This window comes from Pseudomonas sp. W17 (genome assembly GCF_040268305.1).
Classification (GTDB): domain Bacteria; phylum Pseudomonadota; class Gammaproteobacteria; order Pseudomonadales; family Pseudomonadaceae; genus Aquipseudomonas; species Aquipseudomonas protegens.
This window is the reverse complement of the sequence record NZ_CP158490.1, coordinates 6532482-6554323: the sequence shown is the minus strand read 5'-3', so window position 1 is coordinate 6554323 and position 21842 is coordinate 6532482. Positions and strand designations below refer to the sequence as shown.

Annotated in this window: 18 protein-coding genes; 11 read left to right on the top strand and 7 right to left on the bottom strand. The window is 62.6% G+C overall.

Annotated elements, in window-relative coordinates; all coding sequences use genetic code 11:
• Window positions 1-3: 3 nt before the first annotated feature.
• On the bottom strand, window positions 4-2181 hold the full coding sequence (locus tag ABCR88_RS30185; protein WP_011063875.1) for a malate synthase G: 2178 nt from the start codon (window positions 2179-2181) through the stop codon (window positions 4-6).
• Window positions 2182-2434: 253 nt separating this feature from the next.
• Window positions 2435-2737 carry a hypothetical protein gene (locus ABCR88_RS30180; RefSeq protein WP_325985306.1) on the bottom strand — a complete coding sequence of 101 codons (303 nt, stop codon included), beginning with the start codon at window positions 2735-2737 and terminating at the stop codon, window positions 2435-2437.
• On the opposite strand from ABCR88_RS30180, the gene ABCR88_RS30175 reads away from it, so the two are divergent.
• The gene (locus tag ABCR88_RS30175) at window positions 2736-3254 is read left to right on the top strand and encodes a glycine cleavage system protein R (RefSeq protein WP_011063874.1); all 519 of its coding nucleotides are present in this window, start codon (window positions 2736-2738) and stop codon (window positions 3252-3254) included. The genes ABCR88_RS30180 and ABCR88_RS30175 overlap by 2 nt on opposite strands.
• 222 nt (window positions 3255-3476) lie before the next feature.
• On the opposite strand, the gene rarD is transcribed toward ABCR88_RS30175, so the two are convergent.
• The 5 genes from rarD to ABCR88_RS30150 form a co-directional block, all read right to left on the bottom strand.
• Window positions 3477-4364 (bottom strand): EamA family transporter RarD, encoded by an 888-nt coding sequence (gene rarD / locus ABCR88_RS30170; RefSeq protein ID WP_011063873.1) that lies wholly within the window; start codon window positions 4362-4364, stop codon window positions 3477-3479.
• 239 nt (window positions 4365-4603) lie between these two features.
• Complete coding sequence (locus ABCR88_RS30165) at window positions 4604-5578, bottom strand: serine/threonine protein kinase (RefSeq protein WP_011063872.1); 975 nt, start codon at window positions 5576-5578, stop codon at window positions 4604-4606.
• Window positions 5579-5736: 158 nt separating this feature from the next.
• Window positions 5737-7641, bottom strand: a complete 1905-nt coding sequence (locus ABCR88_RS30160; protein WP_053160253.1) for a PhoX family phosphatase — start codon at window positions 7639-7641, stop codon at window positions 5737-5739.
• 84 nt (window positions 7642-7725) lie between these two features.
• Window positions 7726-8490, bottom strand: a complete 765-nt coding sequence (locus ABCR88_RS30155) for a TOBE domain-containing protein (protein ID WP_041120130.1) — start codon at window positions 8488-8490, stop codon at window positions 7726-7728.
• Between the two features lie 65 nt (window positions 8491-8555).
• Window positions 8556-9296, bottom strand: coding sequence for a ComF family protein (locus tag ABCR88_RS30150; protein ID WP_041120128.1), 741 nt, complete (start codon window positions 9294-9296; stop codon window positions 8556-8558).
• A 90-nt stretch (window positions 9297-9386) separates the two neighbouring features.
• Here ABCR88_RS30150 and bioB point away from each other — a divergent pair, with 90 nt between their 5' ends.
• The 10 genes from bioB to ABCR88_RS30100 all read left to right on the top strand — a co-directional run bounded on the left by bioB (window position 9387) and on the right by ABCR88_RS30100 (window position 21819).
• Complete coding sequence (bioB, locus tag ABCR88_RS30145; RefSeq protein ID WP_011063868.1) at window positions 9387-10442, top strand: biotin synthase BioB; 1056 nt, start codon at window positions 9387-9389, stop codon at window positions 10440-10442.
• Window positions 10443-10565: 123 nt separating this feature from the next.
• Entirely contained in the window at window positions 10566-11744 is a 1179-nt protein-coding gene (gene bioF, locus ABCR88_RS30140) for an 8-amino-7-oxononanoate synthase (RefSeq protein WP_011063867.1), read from the top strand.
• Entirely contained in the window at window positions 11737-12468 is a 732-nt protein-coding gene (locus ABCR88_RS30135; RefSeq protein ID WP_337154341.1) for an alpha/beta fold hydrolase, read from the top strand. The genes bioF and ABCR88_RS30135 overlap by 8 nt, the downstream gene beginning before the upstream one ends.
• Window positions 12461-13273: a malonyl-ACP O-methyltransferase BioC gene (bioC, locus tag ABCR88_RS30130; RefSeq protein WP_337154342.1), complete on the top strand. Its 813-nt coding sequence runs from the start codon at window positions 12461-12463 to the stop codon at window positions 13271-13273. Before ABCR88_RS30135 ends, bioC begins: the two co-directional genes overlap by 8 nt.
• Window positions 13270-13950 carry a dethiobiotin synthase gene (gene bioD / locus ABCR88_RS30125; RefSeq protein ID WP_011063864.1) on the top strand — a complete coding sequence of 227 codons (681 nt, stop codon included), beginning with the start codon at window positions 13270-13272 and terminating at the stop codon, window positions 13948-13950. Before bioC ends, bioD begins: the two co-directional genes overlap by 4 nt.
• Before the next feature lie 107 nt (window positions 13951-14057).
• Window positions 14058-14354: a hypothetical protein gene (locus tag ABCR88_RS30120; protein ID WP_041120120.1), complete on the top strand. Its 297-nt coding sequence runs from the start codon at window positions 14058-14060 to the stop codon at window positions 14352-14354.
• A gap of 296 nt (window positions 14355-14650) precedes the next feature.
• On the top strand, window positions 14651-16456 hold the full coding sequence (locus ABCR88_RS30115) for a phenylacyl-CoA dehydrogenase (RefSeq protein WP_015637270.1): 1806 nt from the start codon (window positions 14651-14653) through the stop codon (window positions 16454-16456).
• A 220-nt stretch (window positions 16457-16676) separates the two neighbouring features.
• Complete coding sequence (locus tag ABCR88_RS30110) at window positions 16677-17969, top strand: GGDEF domain-containing protein (protein WP_011063861.1); 1293 nt, start codon at window positions 16677-16679, stop codon at window positions 17967-17969.
• A 91-nt stretch (window positions 17970-18060) separates the two neighbouring features.
• Window positions 18061-19857 carry an acyl-CoA dehydrogenase C-terminal domain-containing protein gene (locus ABCR88_RS30105; RefSeq protein ID WP_350403794.1) on the top strand — a complete coding sequence of 599 codons (1797 nt, stop codon included), beginning with the start codon at window positions 18061-18063 and terminating at the stop codon, window positions 19855-19857.
• A 183-nt stretch (window positions 19858-20040) separates the two neighbouring features.
• Window positions 20041-21819, top strand: a complete 1779-nt coding sequence (locus ABCR88_RS30100) for an acyl-CoA dehydrogenase C-terminal domain-containing protein (RefSeq protein ID WP_350023303.1) — start codon at window positions 20041-20043, stop codon at window positions 21817-21819.
• Window positions 21820-21842: the final 23 nt, after the last annotated feature.

Genomic DNA, 21842 nt, shown 5'->3' with positions numbered 1-21842 from the left:
GGCTTACAGACCGTTCTTGGCCTTGAACTCGCGACGCCGGCGGTGCAGGACCGGCTCGGTGTAGCCGTTTGGCTGCTTGGTGCCTTCGATCACCAGTTCCAGGGCGGCCTGGAAGGCGATGTTGCTGTCGAAGTCCGGTGCCAGGGGGCGGTACAGCGGGTCGCTGGCGTTCTGCCGGTCAACCACCGGAGCCATGCGCTTGAGGCTTTCGAGCACCTGCTCCTGGGTGACCACGCCGTGGCGCAGCCAGTTGGCGATGTGCTGGCTGGAGATACGCAGGGTGGCGCGGTCTTCCATCAGGCCGACGTCATTGATGTCCGGCACTTTCGAACAGCCCACGCCCTGGTCGATCCAGCGCACCACGTAACCGAGAATGCCCTGGGCGTTGTTGTCCAGTTCGTTCTTGATCTGCTCCGGCGTCCAGCTCGGGTTGACCGCCAGCGGGATGGTCAGGATGTCATCCACCGAGGCGCGGGCACGCTTGGCCAGTTCGGCCTGGCGGGCGAATACGTCGACCTTGTGATAGTGCAGCGCGTGCAGCGCAGCGGCGGTCGGGGATGGAACCCAGGCAGTGTTGGCACCGGCCAGTGGGTGAGCGATTTTCTGTTCGAGCATCGCTGCCATCAGGTCCGGCATCGCCCACATGCCCTTGCCGATTTGCGCGCGACCTTGCAGGCCGGTGCTCAGGCCGATATCGACGTTCCAGTTCTCGTAGGCGCCGATCCATTTCTCGGCCTTCATGTCGGCCTTGCGCACCATGGCGCCGGCCTCCATGGAGGTGTGGATTTCGTCGCCGGTGCGGTCGAGGAAGCCGGTGTTGATGAACACCACGCGCTCGCTGGCCGCCTTGATGCAGGCCTTGAGGTTGACCGTGGTGCGGCGCTCCTCGTCCATGATCCCGACTTTCAGGGTGTTGCGCGGCAGGTTCAGCACCTCTTCGATGCGGCCGAACAGCTCGTTGGTGAACGCCGCTTCTTCAGGGCCGTGCATCTTCGGCTTGACGATGTACATCGAGCCGGTGCGGCTGTTCTTGCGCGACGTGTTGCCGTTGAGGTTGTGGATCGACGCCAGGCTGGTGACCAGGCCGTCGAGGATGCCTTCCGGCACTTCGTTGCCATCCTTGTCGAGGATCGCATCGATGGTCATCAGGTGGCCGACGTTGCGCACGAACAGCAGCGAACGACCGTGCAGTTTCACCGGCTCGCCATTGACCCCGGTGTATTCGCGGTCGGCGTTCATGGTGCGGGTGAAGGACTTGCCGCCCTTGGAAACTTCTTCCGCCAGGTCGCCCTTCATCAGGCCGAGCCAGTTGCGGTAGATCACCACCTTGTCGTCGGCATCCACTGCGGCGACCGAGTCTTCGCAGTCCATGATGGTGGTCAGGGCCGCTTCCATCAGCAGGTCCTTGACCCCGGCGGCGTCGGTCTGGCCGACCGGGCTTGTGGCGTCGATCTGGATCTCGAAGTGCAGGCCGTTGTGCTTGAGCAGGATCGCGGTAGGGGCCGCAGCGTCGCCCTGGTAGCCGATCAGTTGCGCGTCGTTGCGCAGGCCGCTGTTGCTGCCGCCCTTGAGGCCGACCACCAGCTTGCCGCCGACGATCTTGTAGCTCACCGAGTCCACGTGGGAGCCGGCAGTCAGCGGCGCGGATTCATCGAGGAAGGCGCGGGCGAAGGCGATGACCTTGTCGCCGCGGACCTTGTTGTAGCCTTTGCCTTTTTCCGCACCATCGGCTTCGCTGATGGCATCGGTGCCGTACAGGGCGTCGTACAGCGAGCCCCAGCGAGCGTTGGAAGCGTTGAGGGCGAAGCGCGCATTCATCACCGGCACCACCAGCTGCGGGCCGGCCATGTGGGCGATCTCTTCATCGACGTTTTGCGTCGTGGCCTGGAAATCCGCCGCTTCTGGCAGCAGGTAACCGATGTCTTGCAAGAAGGCTTTATAAGCCACAGCGTCATGCGCCTGGCCGGCACGGGACTGGTGCCAGGCATCGATACGTGCCTGGAAGTCATCGCGTTTGGCGAGTAGGGCTTTGTTCTTCGGCGCCAGGTCGTGAATGACCTTGTCTGCACCGGCCCAGAACGAGTCGGCGGTGAGGCCGGTACCGGGAATGGCTTCGTTGTTCACGAAGTCGAACAGGACTCTGGCGACCTGCAGGCCACCGACTTGAACGTGCTCAGTCATTGCTTGCCTCACTCTGCTCAGCTATTTCGCTTTTCAGCTCTTCAAATTAACAATGAAGCCGGCGGCCATTTAAAGCACAACCCTGTTCTCCAGTACATGCCATCGCTGGCGGCTGGGTCCTTCCAATCAACGGCGGAGCCTTGCTGACGGGCTGTTGCGGGGGTTGCGATCAGGCCTTGGCGGACATCGTTCCAACGTTATGTAGTGCGCGCTGCGGCATACTACATGATGAACTGCGGTTGTGAAAATTAGACTAAAAGCGTCGTTCCGCGACTTTAAAGTGCAGTGCGGTCACGCAGGGGAATGCGATGTTCTCAAAAAGCTGGTGGATTGTTCCATATAAATACAAAAAGTTGTACACGATTTGTGTTTTGCCTTGCGCCCCCTCGTAGGGGCCGGCTTGCCGGCGAATGGGCCTTCGGGGTTTGCGTCGGCCTTGCGGGCGCATTCGCTGGCAAGCCAACTCCTGCGCAAGCTGCTGCTGTATGGGCTGGAAGGCGCGGGGAATGAGGCTGCCTATACTGGATCTTTCATTGCTCAAAGAGGGCTGCGCCATGGACCATCTCGTTCTCACGGTATTCGCCCCGGACAAGGCCGGCCAGGTCGAGCGCATTGCCCAGTGCATCGCCGAGCATGGCGGCAACTGGCTGGAAAGCCGCCTGTCACGCATGGCGGGGCAGTTCGCCGGGATCCTGCGGGTGGCAGTGCCGGCCGAAGCCTACGATGAACTGGTGGATGCCCTGCAAGGCTTGTCGGCCCAGGGCATTCGCGTGTTGATCGCCGAAAGCGGCGTGGAGCAGTCCTGCACCTGGAAACCCATCGCCATGGAACTGGTGGGCAACGACCGCCCGGGAATCGTGCGCGACATCACCCGGCTGCTGGCCGAGCAGGGGGTGAACCTGGAGCGCTTGGTGACCGAGGTGCGCCCAGCGCCCATGAGCAGCGAGCCGCTGTTCCACGCCGAGGCGATCCTTGCGGTGCCCCTGACCCTGTCCCTGGAAGTGCTGCAGGCGCGCCTGGAAACCCTGGCGGACGACTTGATGGTGGAATTGGTCCTGCGCAGCGAGCCCTGAGCCTTGTGAGGGTTATCCCAGTAAACCGTGCATGTGCCTGTGGATAACCTGTAGAGACCAGGCCCTGGCCCAGAGCCAGCACGGCGTTGCTCCAGTTGATCAAAAAACCAGCAGTTTCAAGGGCTTGTGCACAAAGGGCGGGGATCAGGTTGTGGATAACCTTGGGAAGAACCGCTGCAAGCCACGAAAAACGTGGTCTGCAGGGCTTTGTACGTTTATTGATCAGCGACGCCCGCGTAGGCTGAGCCAGGCATCCACGCTGTATACCGCCAGGCCGGCCCAGATAAACATGAAGGCCAGCAGGGTGCTGGAGGACAGGTGCTCGTCGAACAGCAGCACGGCCTGCAGCAGCACCAGGGTGGGAGCCAGGTACTGGAGGAAACCCAGGGTGGTATAGGGCAGGTCCCGTGCGGCAGCGTTGAAGCACACCAGAGGTACCAGGGTCACCGGGCCGGCGGCCACCAGCCACCAGGCCTGGGAACTGCTCCAGAACTCGGCATGGGCACTGCTGGCATCGGGGTGCAGCAGCAGCCAACCCAGAGCGATGGGCACCAGCATCCAGGTTTCCACCACCAGGCCGGGCAGGGCCTTGACCGGCGCCTGCTTGCGGATCAGCCCGTAGAAGCCGAAGCTCAGCGCCAGCATCAGCGAGACCCAGGGCAGGCTGCCTACCTGCCACACTTGCTGGGCCACGCCCACCGCCGCCAGGATCACCGCCAGCCACTGCATGCGCCGCAGGCGTTCGCCAAGAATCAGCATGCCCAGCAGCACATTGACCAGTGGGTTGATGTAGTAGCCCAGGCTGGCTTCGAGCATGCGCCCGTTGTTTACCGACCAGACGTAGGTCAGCCAGTTGGCGGCGATCAGGGTGCCGCTCAGGGCCAGGATCGCCAGGCGCCTGGGGTTGTCCCGCAGTTCGCGCCACCAGCCGGGGTGCTTCCACACCATCAGCAGCAGGGCGCCGAACAGCGCCGACCAGAGCACCCGGTGGATGATGATCTCGACCGCGGGAACGCTGGCGATAGCTTTGAAATAGAGCGGGAACAGACCCCAGATGATGTAGGCGGTCAGACCCAGGATGTACCCGCGGCGCGGGTTGGCGGCTTGCATGCAGAATCCTTGCTTAGGCAGCTAACAAAGCCGCAATTGTAAGGACAATTGTCTAGACCTGTCCTGACTTTTACCCCGCTGCCCACTGTGGACGCCGGCTTGCCGACGAGGGCAATCTCTCGGGCCCTTTCGCTGGCAAGCCAGCTCCTACGGCTGGCGCCCTTGTGTGGGTACCGGCTTGTCGGCGAAGGCGATTTCTCGGGTCCCCTTCGCTGGCAAGCCGGCTCCTGCAGGCCGGGTCAGAACAGCTTGAGGGGTTCTTCGTTGAGGGCCGCCAGCTGTTCGCGCAAGGCCAGCACCTGATCGCCCCAATAACGCTCGCTGCCGAACCAGGGGAAACTGTGGGGGAACGCCGGGTCGTCCCAGCGTCGTGCCAGCCAGGCGCTGTAGTGCATCAGGCGCAAGGCTCGCAGTGGTTCGATCAGGGCCAGCTCCCGCGGGTCGAAATCATGGAACTCGCTGTAGCCATCCATCAACTCGGACAACTGGCCCAGGCATTCCTGGCGGTCGCCGGCGAGCATCATCCACAGGTCCTGCACCGCCGGGCCCATGCGGCAGTCATCCAGGTCGACGATATGGAACATCTCGTCGCGGCACATCATGTTGCCGGGGTGGCAGTCGCCGTGCATCCGGATGTTCTGGTGTGGCGTGGCCTGGTAGACCTCTTCCACCCGCTTGAGCAGGTCCCGGGCCACCGACTCGTAGGCTGGCAGCAGGCTCTTGGGGATGAAGTTGCCCTGCAGCAGGGTTGCCAGGGAATCGTGACCGAAGTTCTTCACCCCCAGGGCTTCGCGGTGTTCGAACGGGCGGGTGGCACCCACCGCGTGCAGGCGGCCCAGCAACTGGCCGAGACGGTAGAGCTGGTCCAGGTTGCCTGGCTCCGGGGCACGCCCGCCGCGGCGGGGAAACAGGGCGAAACGAAAGCCCGCGTGTTCGAACAGGCTGGCGCCGTCGTGAATGATCGGCGCCACCACCGGCACGTCGCATTCGGCGAGTTCGAAGGTGAAGCGGTGTTCTTCCAGGATCGCTTCGTTGGTCCAGCGCTGGGGCCGGTAGAACTTGGCGATCAGTGGCTCGCTTTCGTCGATGCCGACTTGATAGACGCGATTTTCGTAGCTGTTGAGCGCCAGCACGCGGGCGTCGCTGAGAAAGCCGATGCTTTCAACGGCGTCCAGGACCAGATCGGGGGTCAGTGTTTCAAACGGGTGCGACATGCTTACTCCTGCGCGCAGCAGGCTGCCGCGTCCGGCCAAGCATGGTAACGCAGACGGGGAGCCAGCGGGGGAGGGTTTGCCGGTGGTTCGGCCGTGCGTCGGGTTCGCCGCCCAGCCGGTTCCTGCGGGTGCAGAAGCCGGCCGGGCGCGAGGCGGGGTCAGGCGCCGATGACGCCGCCGTCTTCCCGGGTGATGGCCATGACCGAGGAGCGTGGCTTGCCGTTGGGCAGGTGTTCGGGGAAGGTCGAACCGCCGTTTTCCCCAGGGTGCTGGATACCCACGAACAGGGTCTTCTGGTCCGGGGCGAAGGCGATGCCGGTGACTTCGCAACCCACCGGCCCGACCATGAAACGGCGGATCTCACCGCTGTCCGGGTCGGCGCAGAGCATCTGGTTGTTGCCCATGCCGGCGAAGTCGCCGCTGTTGCTGTAGTCGCCGTCGGTGAGGATCCACAGGCGCCCGGCCTTGTCGAAACCCAGCCCGTCGGGGCTGTTGAACATGTTCTGCGGGGTGATGTTGGACGACCCACCCTTGGGTTGGCCGGCGTGCACCCCCGGGTTGCCGGCCACTACGAACAGGTCCCAGGAAAAACTCATGGCACCATGATCGTCGCCGCCGGTGCGCCAGCGCAGGATCTGCCCGTAGACGTTCTTCTCCCGCGGGTTGGGGCCGCCTACCGGCTGGCCGTCCTCGCCACGCTTGGAGTTGTTGGTCAGGGTGCAATAGACCTGGCCGTCCTTGGGGCTGACCACTATCCATTCCGGGCGGTCCATGCGCGTGGCCTGGACCACGCTGGCGGCCAGGCGAGCCTGGATCAGCACCTGGGCCTGGTCGGCGAAGCCGCTGCTGGCGTCGATGCCGTTCTTGCCGTGGGTCAGCTCGATCCACTGGCCCTGGCCCTTGGGGTGGTCCGGGTTGCCGTCGCCGGCATCGAAGCGCGCCACGTAAAGGGTGCCGTGGTCCAGCAGGTCGCGGTTGGCCTTGGGGTTGCGGTGGTTGATCTTGTCGCGGCTGATGAACTTGTAGATGAATTCGCCACGCTCGTCGTCGCCCATGTAGACCACGGCGCGGCCGTCGCGGGTTTCGGCCAGGGCGGCGTTTTCGTGCTTGAAGCGACCCAGGGCGGTGCGCTTGACCGGGGTCGATTGCGGGTCGAACGGATCGATTTCCACCACCCAGCCGTGACGGTTGAGTTCGTTGGGGTTCTTCGCCAGGTCGAACCGCGGATCGTGCAGGTGCCAGTTGATCTCCTTGCTAGCCACCACGGCGCCGTAGCGCTTCTGCGCGGCGTCGAATTTCTGCTCGGCGTTGCTGCTGCCGAAGCAGTCGGTGAAGTTCTCTTCGCAGGTCAGGTAGGTGCCCCATGGGGTCTTGCCGTTGGCACAGTTCTGGAAGGTGCCGAGGACTTTCTTGCCCTTGGGGTCGGCACTGGTCTTGAGCAGATCGTGACCGGCTGCGGGGCCACTCAGGCGGATCGGCGTGTTGCCATGGATCCGTCGGTTGTAGCGTGAGCCCTGGACGAACTGCCACTGGCCATTCTTGCGCTGCACTTCAATCACCGACACGCCTTCGCTGGCCTGGGCCTTGCGCACGTCTTCGGCGGATTGCGGCAAGCCGCCATGGGGGTAGAGGTAGCGGTAGTTGGTGTATTCGTTATTGATGGCCATCAGCGCGCGGTGGCGGTCGTCCGGGAAGGCGAACAGGCTCATGCCGTCGTTGTTGTCGCCAAACTGCACTTCCTGGGCCCGGGCGGTGCCATTGCCGCTGGGGTCGAAGGCCGGGCCGTTCTTGGCCAGGGGCTGGCCCCAACTGATCAGTACCGAGGACTTGTAGCCAGGTGGCAAGGTGATGCTGTCGCTGGTGGCGGCAGGGATGCCGGCAAAGCCCAGCAACTGGCTGGTGCCGGCGCTGACGCTGGCGGCCAGGGCGCTGCGGCTCAACAGGTTGCCGCCCAGGAACAGCGCTGCACCGCACAGGGCGCCGGCACCGATGAAACCGCGGCGGCTGAGGCCGACCATCTGTTCCAGGTCGGTGGGTTGGTCTTCTTCTAGTAACAGGCTCATATCAGGCTCCCTGCAGGTTTTTGCAGCCACCTTAATGAGCCCCCATGACGAATATGTTGCAGTGAAATGGCGGTGGAGCCTTGGTCAGAGCGGGGTTCCGATCAGCACGTGGGACGGTGGGAACTGCACCTGGACGGTCGAGGATTCCTTCAACTTCAGGGTCTTGAGCAGCAACGGCTCGGCCAGGGCGCACAACGTCTGACCATTGGGCAGGGCAATTCGCACCTCGCAGGGGCCGTCCTCGGCGTCGAGAATCTGCTCGATCGTGCCCCTCAGGCAATTGTGTCCAGTTGTTACTTGGGCGCCCGCGGCTTGTACGTCCAGCCAGCCAGCCTTGATCAGTGCCACCACTTCGGTCCCCGGCAGCAGTTCCAGGCGCAGGGTGCTGTCGTGGGTGATCTGCGCCTGGAGTTGCAGGCCCTCGGGCAGCTCCAGGACGATCAGGTCGTTGCAGCCCTGGCTTTCTACAGCCCGGACCTTGCCATGCAACTGATTGCGCGCGCTGGTGCGCAGCATCAGGCGGCTGAGCAAGTCGAGGTCGCTGGTGTCTTCCGCCGCTTCCAGTACCTGGGCCTGCAGAGCTTGCAGGCGCTGGTAAAGACGCAGCACTCGTTCGCCCTCGGCGGACAGCTTGGCGCCGCCGCCGCCCTTGCCGCCGACGCTGCGCTCCACCAGCGGGCTCTGGGCCAGGTTGTTCAGTTCGTCGATGGCATCCCAGGCTGCCTTGTAGCTCAGGCCGGCGCTTTTTGCCGCGCGGGTGATGGAGCCTTGTTCGGCGATGTGTTGCAGCAAGGCAATGCGTTGCGGGCGGCGGACGATGTGCTGGGTCAACAGAGTGGGCAAGGACATGGCGGGGGGCGCTTTGATCACTGGGGGTGGACTGGGAGTTTGCGGCTTGGGCGACGAGAGTCAAGTCAGTCGCCGGTGCCGGGGCTTGGGGTCCTGGCCAGGCAGTAGATATCCACCCGACGGGCACCGGCGTTGATCAGCAAACGGGCTAGCGCCTGGGCGGTGGCGCCGGTGGTCAGGACATCGTCCACCAGGGCCAGGTGTCGTCCTGCAACCTGGGCCTGATCTGCAAGGGCGAAGGCCTGGCGCAGGTTGCGTTGGCGGGCCCGGGCGTCCAGGCCCTGCTGGGCGGGGGTGTCTTGGGTGCGCAGGAGGAGCTTGGGTTGCACCACCAATTGCAACGAAGCGCCCAGCCACTGGGCCAGCATGCCTGCCTGATTGAAGCCGCGCTGGCGCAGCCGCCTGCGGGACAGTGGCACCGGCAGCAGGGAATCAGGCCGTGGCAGGCCTTCATCGAAGCGATAGTGGAGGAACTGGCCGAGAAGTTCGGCCATCAGCCGGCCAAAAGGCCATTTTTCATGGTGCTTGAAACGGCTGATCAGGCTGTCCACCGGGAAATCGTAGCGCCAGGGTGCGATCACCCGCTGAAACGCCGGCGGCTCTTGCAGGCACTGGCCACAGGTGAGGCCGGGCCCAGGCAGGGGCAGGGCGCAGACTGAACACTGGGCGCCGAGCCAGGGCAACTCGTCCAGGCAGGGAGCACACAGGGCCAGGGCCGAATCGCTGGGTTCGTCACACAATAAACATGTTTGATTGTTTTTTAGCCAGATGTAAACCGGTCCTTTGTACCTGGGTTGACAGTGCATGGCTCTTCCTTAAATATGCCGAACATCCGTGTCGCGGCTGTGGGCTTTCCTGTCCTGCGCCGCTTGCCAAGCATAATCAAGGAATCGCCCATGAGCGCCAGCACCACCGCCACCCTGCGTCATGACTGGACTTTGGCTGAAGTCAAAGCCTTGTTCGTCCAGCCCTTCAATGACTTGCTGTTCCAGGCGCAGACGGTGCACCGCGCGCATTTCGACGCCAATCGGGTCCAGGTTTCCACGCTGCTGTCGATCAAGACCGGCGCCTGCCCGGAAGATTGCAAATATTGTCCGCAGTCCGGTCACTACAACACCGGCCTGGAAAAGGAAAAGCTCCTTGAGGTGCAGAAGGTCCTGGAAGAGGCCGCCCGGGCCAAGGCCATCGGTTCTACTCGTTTCTGCATGGGCGCGGCCTGGAAGCACCCTTCGGCCAAGGACATGCCCTATGTGCTGGAGATGGTCAAAGGCGTGAAGGCCATGGGCCTGGAAACCTGCATGACCCTGGGCCGTCTCGATCAGGACCAGACCGAGGCGCTGGCCAAGGCCGGCCTGGACTACTACAACCACAACCTCGATACCTCGCCGGAGTTCTACGGCAACATCATCACCACCCGCACCTACAGCGAGCGCCTGCAGACCCTGGCCTATGTGCGTGACGCGGGCATGAAGATCTGTTCCGGCGGCATTCTCGGCATGGGCGAATCCCTGGATGACCGCGCCGGCCTGCTGATCCAGCTGGCCAACCTGCCGGAGCATCCGGAGTCGGTGCCGATCAACATGCTGGTGAAGGTGGCGGGTACGCCGCTGGAAAATGCCGAAGAGGTAGACCCCTTCGACTTTATCCGCATGCTTGCGGTGGCGCGGATTCTCATGCCCCAATCCCATGTGCGGCTATCGGCTGGCCGTGAGGCGATGAACGAGCAGATGCAGGCCCTGGCGTTCTTCGCCGGCGCCAACTCGATTTTCTACGGCGACAAGTTGCTGACCACCGCCAACCCGCAGGCCGACAAGGACATGCAGCTGTTCGCGCGCCTGGGCATCCAGCCCGAAGCCCGCGAAGAACACGCCGACGAGGTGCACCAGGCCGCCATCGAACAGGCCCTGGTGGAGCAGAAAAGCAGCGAGCAGTTCTACAACGCCGCCGTCTGACCTTCTGCCGTAGGAGCCGGTTTGCCGGCGAATCTCGCGAGCCTCAGGGATTTCGCGTCGCCTGCTTCGCCGGCAAGCCAGCTCCTGGCGAAGAACTGTCCGTAAGCCAACATCGAGGCCTGCATGTCTTTTGATCTCGCCGCGCGCCTTGCTGCCCGCCGTGCCGAACACCTTTATCGCCAGCGCCCGCTGCTGCAGAGCCCCCAGGGGCCGCAAGTGGTGGTCGACGGTCAGCCATTGCTGGCCTTTTGTAACAACGACTACCTGGGCCTAGCCAACCATCCGCAAGTGATCGAAGCCTGGCGCTCCGGTGCCAGCCGCTGGGGCGTGGGCGGTGGTGCTTCCCATCTGGTGATCGGCCACAGCACGCCCCATCACGCCCTGGAAGAGGCGCTGGCCGAACTCACTGGCCGCCCTCGGGCGCTGTTGTTTACCACCGGCTACATGGCCAACCTGGGGGCGGTCACGGCGCTAGTGGGGCAGGGCGATACGGTGCTGGAGGATCGTCTCAACCACGCGTCGCTGCTCGATGCGGGGCTGCTTTCCGGCGCGCGCTTCAACCGTTATCTGCACAACGATGCGCACAGCCTGGCCAAGCGTCTGGAAAAGGCCACCGGCAATACCCTGGTGGTCACCGATGGGGTGTTCAGCATGGATGGCGATGTCGCCGACCTGCCGGCCCTGGCTCGGGCAACCAAGGCCCGTGGCGCCTGGCTGATGGTGGACGATGCCCATGGTTTCGGGCCGCTGGGGGCCAATGGCGGCGGGCTGGTGGAGCATTTCGGCCTGGGGCTGGATGAGGTGCCGGTACTGGTGGGCACCCTGGGCAAGGCTTTCGGCACCGCCGGGGCCTTTGTCGCCGGCAGCGAGGATCTGATCGAAAGCCTGATCCAGTTTGCCCGGCCTTATATCTACACCACCAGTCAGCCGCCAGCCCTGGCCTGCGCCACCCTGAAAAGCCTGGAGCTGCTGCGCAGCGAGCATTGGCGGCGCGAGCACCTGGCGGCCTTGATCCGTCAATTCCGCCAGGGCGCCGAGCAGATCGGCCTGCAGCTGATGGACAGTTTCACCCCGATCCAGCCGATCCTGGTGGGCGACAGTGCTCGGGCCGTGCGTCTGTCGCAGATGCTGCGTGAACGGGGAATCATGGTCAGCGCCATTCGCCCGCCTACCGTGCCGGCCGGCAGCGCGCGGCTGCGGGTGACCTTGTCCGCGGCCCACAGCGAGGCTCAGGTGCAGCTATTGTTAAGCGCGTTGGCAGACTGTTTCAGAGAACTGCAAGCGGAGCCGAGCCATGCGTGATCGACTGATTCTGTTGCCGGGCTGGGGCTTGGGCGTGTCGCCGCTGGAACCTCTGGCGGCGGCCTTGCAGGGGCTGGATGAACACTTGCGGGTGGAGATCGAGCCCTTGCCGGAGTTGACCTCCAGCGACCCGCAGGACTGGCTGGACGAACTCGATGACGCCGTGCCGGACAATGCCTGGCTGGGTGGCTGGTCCCTCGGCGGCATGCTGGCTTCGGAATTGGCGGCGCGCCGTGGTGAGCGCTGCTGCGGCCTGCTGACCCTGGCCAGCAATCCCAGTTTTGTCGCCCATGAACAATGGGCCAGTGCCATGGCCGGGGAAATCTTCGACGGCTTCCTGGCCGGCTGCGCGGTCGATCCGCGAACCACCCTCAAGCGTTTTGCCTTGCTCTGCGCCCAGGGCGCCGCGGACACGCGAGGCCTGTCGCGGTTGCTCCTGAGCGGCGCGCCGACCACGGCGCCGGCGGTGCTGATGGCCGGGCTGGAGTTGCTGGCGCAGTTGGATACCCGCGAAGCCTTGCAAGGCTTTCGCGGGCCGCAGTTGCACTTGTTTGCCGGGCTCGATGCTCTGGTGCCTGCCGAGGCGGCCGGTGAATTGCTGGCCTTGCTGCCGGATATTGAAGTTGGCCTGATTGAACACGCCAGCCACGGATTTCTCCTGGAGGACCCCCATGGAGTGGCGGGAGCGATCCAGGCTTTCTTGCATGAGTCCGGTGATGACTGATCTTTCTCTGAATGCCTTTCCCGGTCGCCTGCCTGACAAGCGCCAGGTCGCGGCTTCGTTCTCCCGCGCGGCGGCCAGCTACGACAGTGTCGCGGAGCTGCAGCGTGCGGTTGGGCAACAATTGCTCAGCCGTCTGCCCCCGGGCCTTGAGCCACGGTGCTGGCTGGACCTGGGCTGCGGCACCGGGCATTTCAGCCGGGTGCTGGGGCAGCGTTTCCGTGCTGCCCAGGGGCTGGCCCTGGATATTGCCGAGGGCATGCTCAATCACGCCCGGCCTTTGGGTGGCGCGGACCATTTCATCGCTGGGGATGCTGAACGCCTGCCGTTGCAAGGCGACAGTTGCCAATTGATCTTCTCTAGCCTGGCGGTGCAGTGGTGCGACGATTTCTCTGCCGTGCTCAGTGAAGCGATGCGGGTGCTCAAGCCGGGCGGCGTGCTGGCTTTTGCCAGCCTGTGCGTGGGTACTTTGCAGGAACTGCGCGATAGTTGGGCGCAGGTCGATGGCCAGGTTCACGTCAATCGCTTCCGTGAGTTCGAACGTTATCGACAGCTGTGTGAAGCCAGTGGCTTGCAAGTGCGCAGTCTGGAAAAGGCGCCCCATGTCCTGTATTACCCGGATGTGCGCAGCCTGACCCATGAGTTGAAAGCCCTGGGCGCGCACAACCTCAATCCCGGACGCCCGGGCGGCTTGACCGGACGGGCGCGGATCGCCGGGTTGATCGATGCCTACGAGGGTTTCCGACAGGCCAAGGGCCTGCCGGCGACTTATCAAGTGGTCTATGCCGTGCTGGAGAAACCGCTATGAGCCCTGCCTACTTCATTACGGGTACCGATACCGATGTGGGGAAAACCACCATTGCGGCCGGCTTGCTGCATGCGGCGCGTCTGGCCGGCCTGAGTACTGCTGCGGGCAAGCCGGTGGCTTCGGGTTGCGAGCTGACGGCCAAGGGCCTGCGTAACGCCGATGCCCTGGCATTGCAGGCGCAGTCTTCGTTGCCGTTGGCCTATGCAGAAGTGAATCCGGTTGCCTTCGAACCGGCCATCGCCCCTCATCTGGCAGCGCGAGAGGCCGGGGTGGCGCTGACCGTGCAGTCGCTCTTGACGCCCATGCGCCATCTGCTGGCCAAGGGCGCGGACTTCACGCTGATCGAAGGCGCGGGTGGTTGGCGGGTCCCCCTGGCAGACCAGGACAATCTGTCGGATCTGGCCATGGCGCTGGGGTTGCCGGTGATCCTGGTGGTGGGCGTGCGTCTGGGTTGCATCAATCATGCGTTGCTGACGGCCGAAGCCATCGCTCAGGACGGCCTGCAACTGGCGGGGTGGGTGGCCAATATCATCGATCCAAAGACCTCTCGTCTGGAGGAAAACCTCGCAACCCTGGCCGAGCGCTTGCCGGCCCCGTGCCTGGGCAGGGTGCCGAAACTCAAGCCGGCCAGCGCCGAGGCGGTGGCCGAGCATTTGCAACTGGATCTGCTGGACTAGATTTTGCCTATTGCAGGGCATATTGCCATTAGTGTTTTTGACGGGTGTTTTCTTGACGGGTCTGCTTCAATGACACCTGTCACTCATTCTCAAGGTCGAGTTCTCCCATGCAAATCTCCGGGAACACCGCTTTCTACGCCGGGCTGAACGCTATCCAGACCGGGCAGAATCGCGTCGATCAAGCCGCCGGCCAGATTGCCAGCAATGCGGTTGAACGCTCTGCCGGCAGCCAGTCGTCGGATGTCCAGGTTGACCGCCTGCGCGCTGTGGATCGCAGCCAGGAATCGGATCTGGCCAGCAGCATGGTGGAGATGTCCATGGGCAAGATCCAGGCAGAACTGGGCGTCAATGTCGCCAAGGCCTCGGATGAAGTCCTCGGCACCCTGATCGATACCTACGCCTGATTACCCTCTGCAAAAGCCCGGCCTCCCAAAGAGACCGGGCTTTTTCATGCCTTTTCTGTTGATAGCGGCTCTCGCTGATTCCTTTCCCTGACTGATTGCCGGTGCGTCGGCTTCTACACTTCATGGCAGTGCCGTGGGTGTTCGCCTGCGTATGCATTTTGTTTCGATGACGAAAGGCATTGGCGCGACGCTTGACAAGATTTGGGCGTAAACGTATGTTTCAAACAACTGTTTGACCGCTATAAAAACTCAACGCGGTTGTTCATTCCCGGTTACATCAGCAGAGGTTTATCGCTATGCCTGACTACAAGGCCCCCTTGCGTGATATTCGCTTCGTTCGTGACGAGCTGCTCGGCTATGAGGCGCATTATCAGAGCCTCCCGGCTTGCCAGGACGCCACTCCAGACATGGTTGACGCCATTCTCGAGGAAGGTGCCAAGTTTTGTGAGCAGGTGCTGGCTCCGCTGAACCGTGTGGGCGACCTGGAAGGTTGCACCTGGAGTGAATCCGGCGTTAAGACCCCCACCGGCTTCAAGGAAGCCTACAAGCAATTCGTCGAAGGCGGCTGGCCAAGCCTGGCTCACGACGTTGAGCACGGTGGTCAGGGCCTGCCTGAATCCCTGGGCCTGGCGGTCAGTGAAATGGTTGGCGAAGCCAACTGGTCGTGGGGCATGTACCCAGGCCTGTCCCATGGCGCGATGAACACCATTTCCGAACACGGTACTGCCGAGCAGCAAGAGGCCTACCTGACCAAGCTGGTGTCCGGCGAATGGACCGGCACCATGTGCCTGACCGAGCCGCACTGCGGCACCGACCTGGGCATGCTGCGCACCAAGGCCGAACCTCAGGCCGATGGTTCCTACAAAGTCACTGGCACCAAGATCTTCATCTCTGCCGGTGAACACGATATGGCCGACAACATCGTCCACATCGTTCTGGCCCGCCTGCCGGACGCACCGGCCGGTACCAAGGGTATTTCGCTGTTCATCGTGCCCAAGTTCCTGCCTAACGCTGATGGCAGCGTAGGTCAGCGCAACGCCGTGAGCTGTGGTTCCCTGGAGCACAAGATGGGGATCCACGGTAACGCCACCTGCGTGATGAACTTCGACGCGGCCACCGGTTTCCTCATCGGCCCGGCGAACAAAGGCCTGAACTGCATGTTCACCTTTATGAACACCGCGCGCCTGGGTACCGCTCTGCAAGGCCTGGCCCATGCCGAAATCGGCTTCCAGGGCGGCCTGAAGTACGCTCGCGATCGCCTGCAAATGCGCTCCCTGACTGGCCCGAAAGCGCCGGACAAGGCTGCCGACCCGATCATCGTGCACCCTGACGTGCGCCGTATGCTGCTTACCATGAAGGCCTTCGCCGAAGGCAACCGGGCAATGGTCTACTTCACTGCCAAGCAGGTCGATATCGTCAAGTACGGTGTGGATGAAGAAGAGAAGAAGAAAGCCGACGCACTGCTGGCGTTCATGACTCCAATCGCCAAGGCGTTCATGACTGAAGTTGGTTTTGAATCCGCCAACCACGGTGTGCAGATCTATGGCGGCCACGGCTTCATCGCCGAGTGGGGCATGGAGCAGAACGTTCGCGACAGCCGTATCTCGATGCTGTACGAAGGCACCACCGGTATCCAGGCACTCGACCTGCTGGGCCGTAAAGTGCTGATGACTCAGGGCGAGGCTCTGAAAGGCTTTACCAAGATCGTCCACAAGTTCTGCCAGAACAACGAAGGCAACGAAGCCGTCAAGGAATTCGTCGCACCCCTGGCTGCACTGAACAAAGAATGGGGCGAGCTGACCATGAAGGTCGGTATGGCTGCCATGAAAGATCGCGAAGAAGTCGGCGCGGCCTCCGTGGACTACCTGATGTACTCCGGTTATGCCTGCCTGGCCTACTTCTGGGCCGACATGGCACGCCTGGCGGCTGAAAAGCTGGCAGCCGGCACCACCGAAGAGGCGTTCTACACCGCCAAGCTGCAGACCGCGCGTTTCTACTTCCAGCGCATCCTGCCGCGTACCCGCACTCACGTTGCAACCATGCTTTCGGGTGCCAACAACCTGATGGACATGAAGGAAGAAGACTTCGGCCTGGCTTACTAAGCCCGACCGCAGTGGTTCGAAAAGCCGTTCGCCCCTTGGGGCGAGCGGTTTTTTTATGCCCGCAGAACCTTCATGAAAATTCCCGACTAAATCGCTAAGCAGAAGCGATTTCCTGCCGTTAAAGAGATGGCAATGTGATGTCCATCACACCGCGTGTGCTTAACTTCAACAAATGAAGGCACAATGCCATTCATTGATCAGCCGGGTCGGAGTTTTACCCTTGCCGCGTTCTTTCGCTGTACGTTTCAGTCACTTTGTACCGTCTTTACTGCTTCTGCTTGCGGGGCTGGCGGCCGCCTACGTCAAGGACCTCAACGTCTTCTTCACCTCGCTGTTCAACGTGCTGCCAACCTTGGTGCTGTTGCTGGGCGGGGCGTATTGCGCGGTGTATCGGCGCCAGCGCGAACTGTTTTTGATGGTCACTGTGTACATCGCCTATTTCCTGCTGGACACCCAGACCGACTACTACCGGGACAACGGCAGGGTCCGGGAAGACGCGGCGGTGGTGTTCCATCTCTGCTGCCTGTTGCTGCCGCTGTTGTTCGGCCTGTTCGCTGCCTGGCAGGAGCGCACGCACCTGTTCCAGGACATGGTGGCGCGTTTTGCCGTGCTGCTGGCCTTCGGCAGTGTGGCTCTGGGGCTCGAGCAGAGTTACCCGCAGGCTCTGCTGAACTGGTTGGCGGAGATTCGCTGGCCGGCCCTGCATGGCAGTTGGATGAGTTTGATCCAGTTGTCGTATCCAGTGTTCTTCGCAGCCTTCCTGCTGCTGGCGATCCAGTACTGGCGCAGCCCGCGTCCGCTGCACGCGGCGCAGCTGGTGGGGCTCCTGGGGCTGTTCTGGATGCTGCCCAAGACCTTCATCCTGCCCTTCACCCTGAACATCATGTGCAGCCAGGTGATGCTGATGATCGCTGCTGCTGTAGCCCACGAGGCCTACCAGATGGCGTTCCGCGACGAGCTGACCGGCCTGCCGGGACGCCGGGCGCTTAACGAGCGCATGCAGCGCCTGGGGCGCAACTATGTGCTGGCGATGACCGACGTCGATCACTTCAAGAAATTCAATGACACCCACGGGCACGATGTGGGCGACCAGGTGTTGCGCCTGGTGGCCAGCAAGCTCTCGAAAGTCACCGGGGGCGGCCGGGCCTACCGTTACGGAGGCGAGGAGTTTGCCGTGGTGTTCGCCGGCAAGACCATGGACGAATGCATGCCGCATCTGGAGATGATTCGCGAGATCATCGCCACCTACAACATTCAACTGCGTAATCAGGACAACCGCCCTCAGGACGACCAGCAGGGTCGCCAGCGTCGCGGTGTCGCTGCCGCGTCCAGTGTCTCGGTGACCATCAGTATCGGCGTCGCCGAGCGGCTGGCAGAGCACCGGACTCCGGAGGAAGTGCTCAAGGCTGCAGACCAGGCGCTCTACAGCGCCAAGGGGGCGGGGCGTAACTGTGTCATTGCATTCGGGCAGAACCGCCGCGGTGCGGTGCGCATGGATACAGCTGCGGGTTGAGTGATGATGGCGCATTCAGCGCCTGCACAGTCATTGGCAGGCTGAGGGCGGCGGCAGTAGGTTGGTCTGATCTGCTGCCGGAGAAACCACCATGCCCGAGTATCAAGCCCCCTTGCGCGACATGCGCTTTCTGATCGATCACGTCTTCGACTTTCATGCCAGTTACGCGGCGTTGGGGGCCACTGACGCCAGCCCGGACATGGTCAGTGCCATCCTCGAGGAAGGCGCGAAATTCTGCGAAAACGTCCTGGCCCCGTTGAACCGTTCCGGTGACGAGGAAGGTTGCCACTTTGATAACGGCGTGGTCACCACGCCCAAGGGCTTCAAGCAGGCCTTCGCCCAGTACGTTGAAGGCGGCTGGCACGGGTTGGCCGCCGATCCGGCCTATGGCGGCCAGGGACTGCCCCACTCGCTGGGGCTGGTGATCAGCGAGATGGTGGGCTCCAGCAACACCTCCTGGGGCATGTACCCAGGCCTGACCCACGGTGCCATGTCGGCTATTCATGCCCATGGCAGCGCGGAACAGAAGCAGTTGTACCTGGGCAAGCTCACCGCCGGGCAATGGACCGGCACCATGTGCCTGACCGAAGCCCATTGCGGCACTGATCTTGGCATCATCAAGACTCGCGCGGTGCCCCAGGCAGACGGCAGCTATGCGGTGACGGGGAGCAAGATCTTCATCTCCGCCGGCGAGCACGACATGAGCGAGAACATCGTTCACCTGGTGTTGGCCAAGCTGCCGGACGCGCCGGCCGGAACCAAGGGTATTTCGCTGTTCATCGTGCCCAAGTTCCTGCCGGATGCGGCAGGTGAGGCCGGCGAGCGCAATGGCGTGAGCTGCGGCTCCATCGAGCACAAGATGGGGATCAAGGCGTCCGCGACCTGTGTACTGAACTTCGACGGTGCCAGGGGCTTTCTGATTGGTCAGGCCAACAAAGGCCTGAACTGCATGTTCACCATGATGAACCACGCCCGCCTGGGGACCGGAATGCAGGGCCTGTGTCTGGGTGAAACCAGCTTCCAGGGGGCGATCAGATACGCCAACGATCGTTTGCAGATGCGGTCGCTGACCGGCCCCAAGTCTCCGGACAAGGCGGCGGACCCGATCATCGTCCACCCTGATGTGCGGCGCATGCTGCTGACCATGAAGGCGTTCAACGAAGGCAACCGGGCCCTGGCCTACTTCACCGCCCAGTTGCTGGATGTGGCGCATCTGAGCCGCGATGAAGCACAGCGCCAGGACGCCGAGAACCTCCTGGCGTTCCTCACCCCGATCTGCAAGGCCTTCATGACCGAGACCGGGCTGGAAGTGACCAACCACGGCATGCAGGTGTTCGGCGGTCATGGGTTTATTCGCGAATGGGGCATGGAGCAGTTGGTACGTGATTGCCGCATTGCGCCGATCTATGAAGGTACCAATGGCATCCAGGCCCTGGACCTGCTGGGCCGCAAGGTGCTGGGCAGCCAGGGCAAGCTGCTGCTGGGCTTTACCCGGATTGTGCACAAGTTCTGCGGCGCGCATGCCGAGCATCCGCAGCTCCAGGCTTATGTCGCGCAACTTGATGCCTTGAACCGTCAGTGGGGCGAGTTGACCACCAAGGTCGGCATGGCAGCCATGAACAACCCCGACGAAGTGGGGGCCGCGGCCTTGGATTACCTGATGTACAGCGGCTACATCGTCCTGGCCTATTTCTGGTTGCGCATGGCTCTGGTTGCACAGCAGCAACTGGACGCCGGGCAGGGCGACCAGGACTTCGCCACCGCCAAGCTGATCACTTGCGAGTTCTATTTCAAGCGCCTGCTGCCCCGTACGGGGGCTCATCGGGCGGCTATCGAGGCCGGCAGTGATTGCCTGATGAAGCTTCCCGCGCAGCTGTTCGCCTTGTAACTGCTAGGGCGGCACGGATAAAGCCCGCTGCCGCGGGTTTTTTCGTGCTTGGGAATGTCTGTGACTAAAAATTACATAAAGGTCACTAGTTGACCCTATGTGTCGCAAAAGTTGTTCGGGTACACTCTGGTTTTCTAAATGGGTTCGTTTCGGCCCGCTTTTTTAGTTCTTGCGAGGTTTGCCATGGCTGACTACAAAGCGCCCTTGCGCGATATGCGCTTCGTCCTCAATGAAGTTTTCGAGGTCGCCAAACTCTGGGCCCAATTGCCGGCTCTGGCTGAGACTGTGGATGTCGAGACGGTCGAGGCGATTCTGGAGGAAGCGGGCAAAGTCACCGCCAGAAGCATTGCTCCGCTGAGTCGCGGTGCCGACGAGGAAGGTTGCCACTGGGACAACACCGTGGTGACCACCCCTGAAGGTTTCCCACAGGCCTATCAGACCTATGCCGAAGGTGGTTGGGTCGGCGTGGGTGGCGATCCCGAGTTCGGCGGCATGGGCATGCCCAAGGCGGTGTCCGCCCAGGTCGAGGAAATGGTCAACTCCGCGAGCCTGGCCTTTGGCCTGTACCCGATGCTGACTGCCGGGGCCTGCCTGTCGATCAACGCCCATGCCAGCGAAGAGCTGAAAGCCACCTACCTGCCGAACATGTATGCCGGTGTCTGGGCAGGCTCCATGTGCCTGACCGAGCCCCATGCCGGTACCGATCTGGGGATTATCCGCACCAAGGCCGAGCCTCGGGCCGACGGTTCCTATGCCATCAGCGGAACCAAGATCTTCATTACCGGTGGTGAGCATGACCTGACGGAAAACATCATTCACCTGGTGCTGGCCAAACTGCCGGATGCGCCGGCTGGTCCCAAGGGTATTTCCCTGTTCCTGGTGCCCAAGTTCATGGTCAATGCCGATGGCAGCCTGGGCGAGCGCAACCCGGTGACCTGTGGTTCGATCGAGCACAAGATGGGCATCCAGGCTTCGGCCACGTGCGTGATGAACTTCGATCAGGCCATCGGTTACCTGGTGGGTGAACCGAACAAGGGCCTGGCGGCCATGTTCACCATGATGAACTACGAGCGTTTGGGGGTAGGTATCCAGGGGCTGGCCACTGGCGAGCGTTCCTACCAGAACGCTATTGAATATGCCCGTGATCGCCTGCAGAGCCGCTCGCCTACCGGCCCGCAAGCCAAGGACAAGGTAGCCGACCCGATCATTGTGCACCCGGATGTGCGGCGCATGCTGCTGACCATGAAGGCTGCAAACGAAGGCGGCCGGGCATTTTCCACCTACGTGGCGATGCAGTTGGATACCGCCAAGTTCAGCGAAGATCCGGATACCCGCAAGCGGGCAGAAAGCCTGGTGGCATTGCTGACCCCGGTGGCCAAGGCTTTCCTGACCGACCTGGGTCTGGAAACCACGGTTCATGGCCAGCAGATCTTCGGCGGCCATGGCTATATCCGTGAGTGGGGCCAGGAACAACTGGTGCGCGATGTGCGGATTACCCAGATCTACGAGGGCACCAACGGTATCCAGGCTCTGGATCTGGTGGGACGCAAGATCGTCGGGAGCGGCGGTGCGTTCTATAAGCTGTTCGCCGACGAGATCCGCCATTTCACCGCTACGGCGGATGAGCAATGGAGGGAGTTCACCCGCCCGCTGAACGCGGCGCTGGACAATCTGGATGAGCTGACCGCCTGGGTATTGGACCGGTCCGCCAGCAACCCCAACGAAATCGGGGCAGCCTCGGTGGAATACCTGCAGGTATTTGGCTACACCGCCTACGCCTACATGTGGGCACTGATGGCCAAGGCTGCGTTGGGCAAGGAGCAGGAAGACGACTTCTATGCCAGCAAACTGGGGACGGCGCGGTTCTACTTCGCCCGCCTGCTGCCGCGTATCCACTCGCTTAGCGCCTCGGTCAAGGCCGGTAGCGAATCGCTGTTCCTGTTGCAGGCTGAGCAGTTTTAACCAGCAAGGGCGTTTGTAAGTCA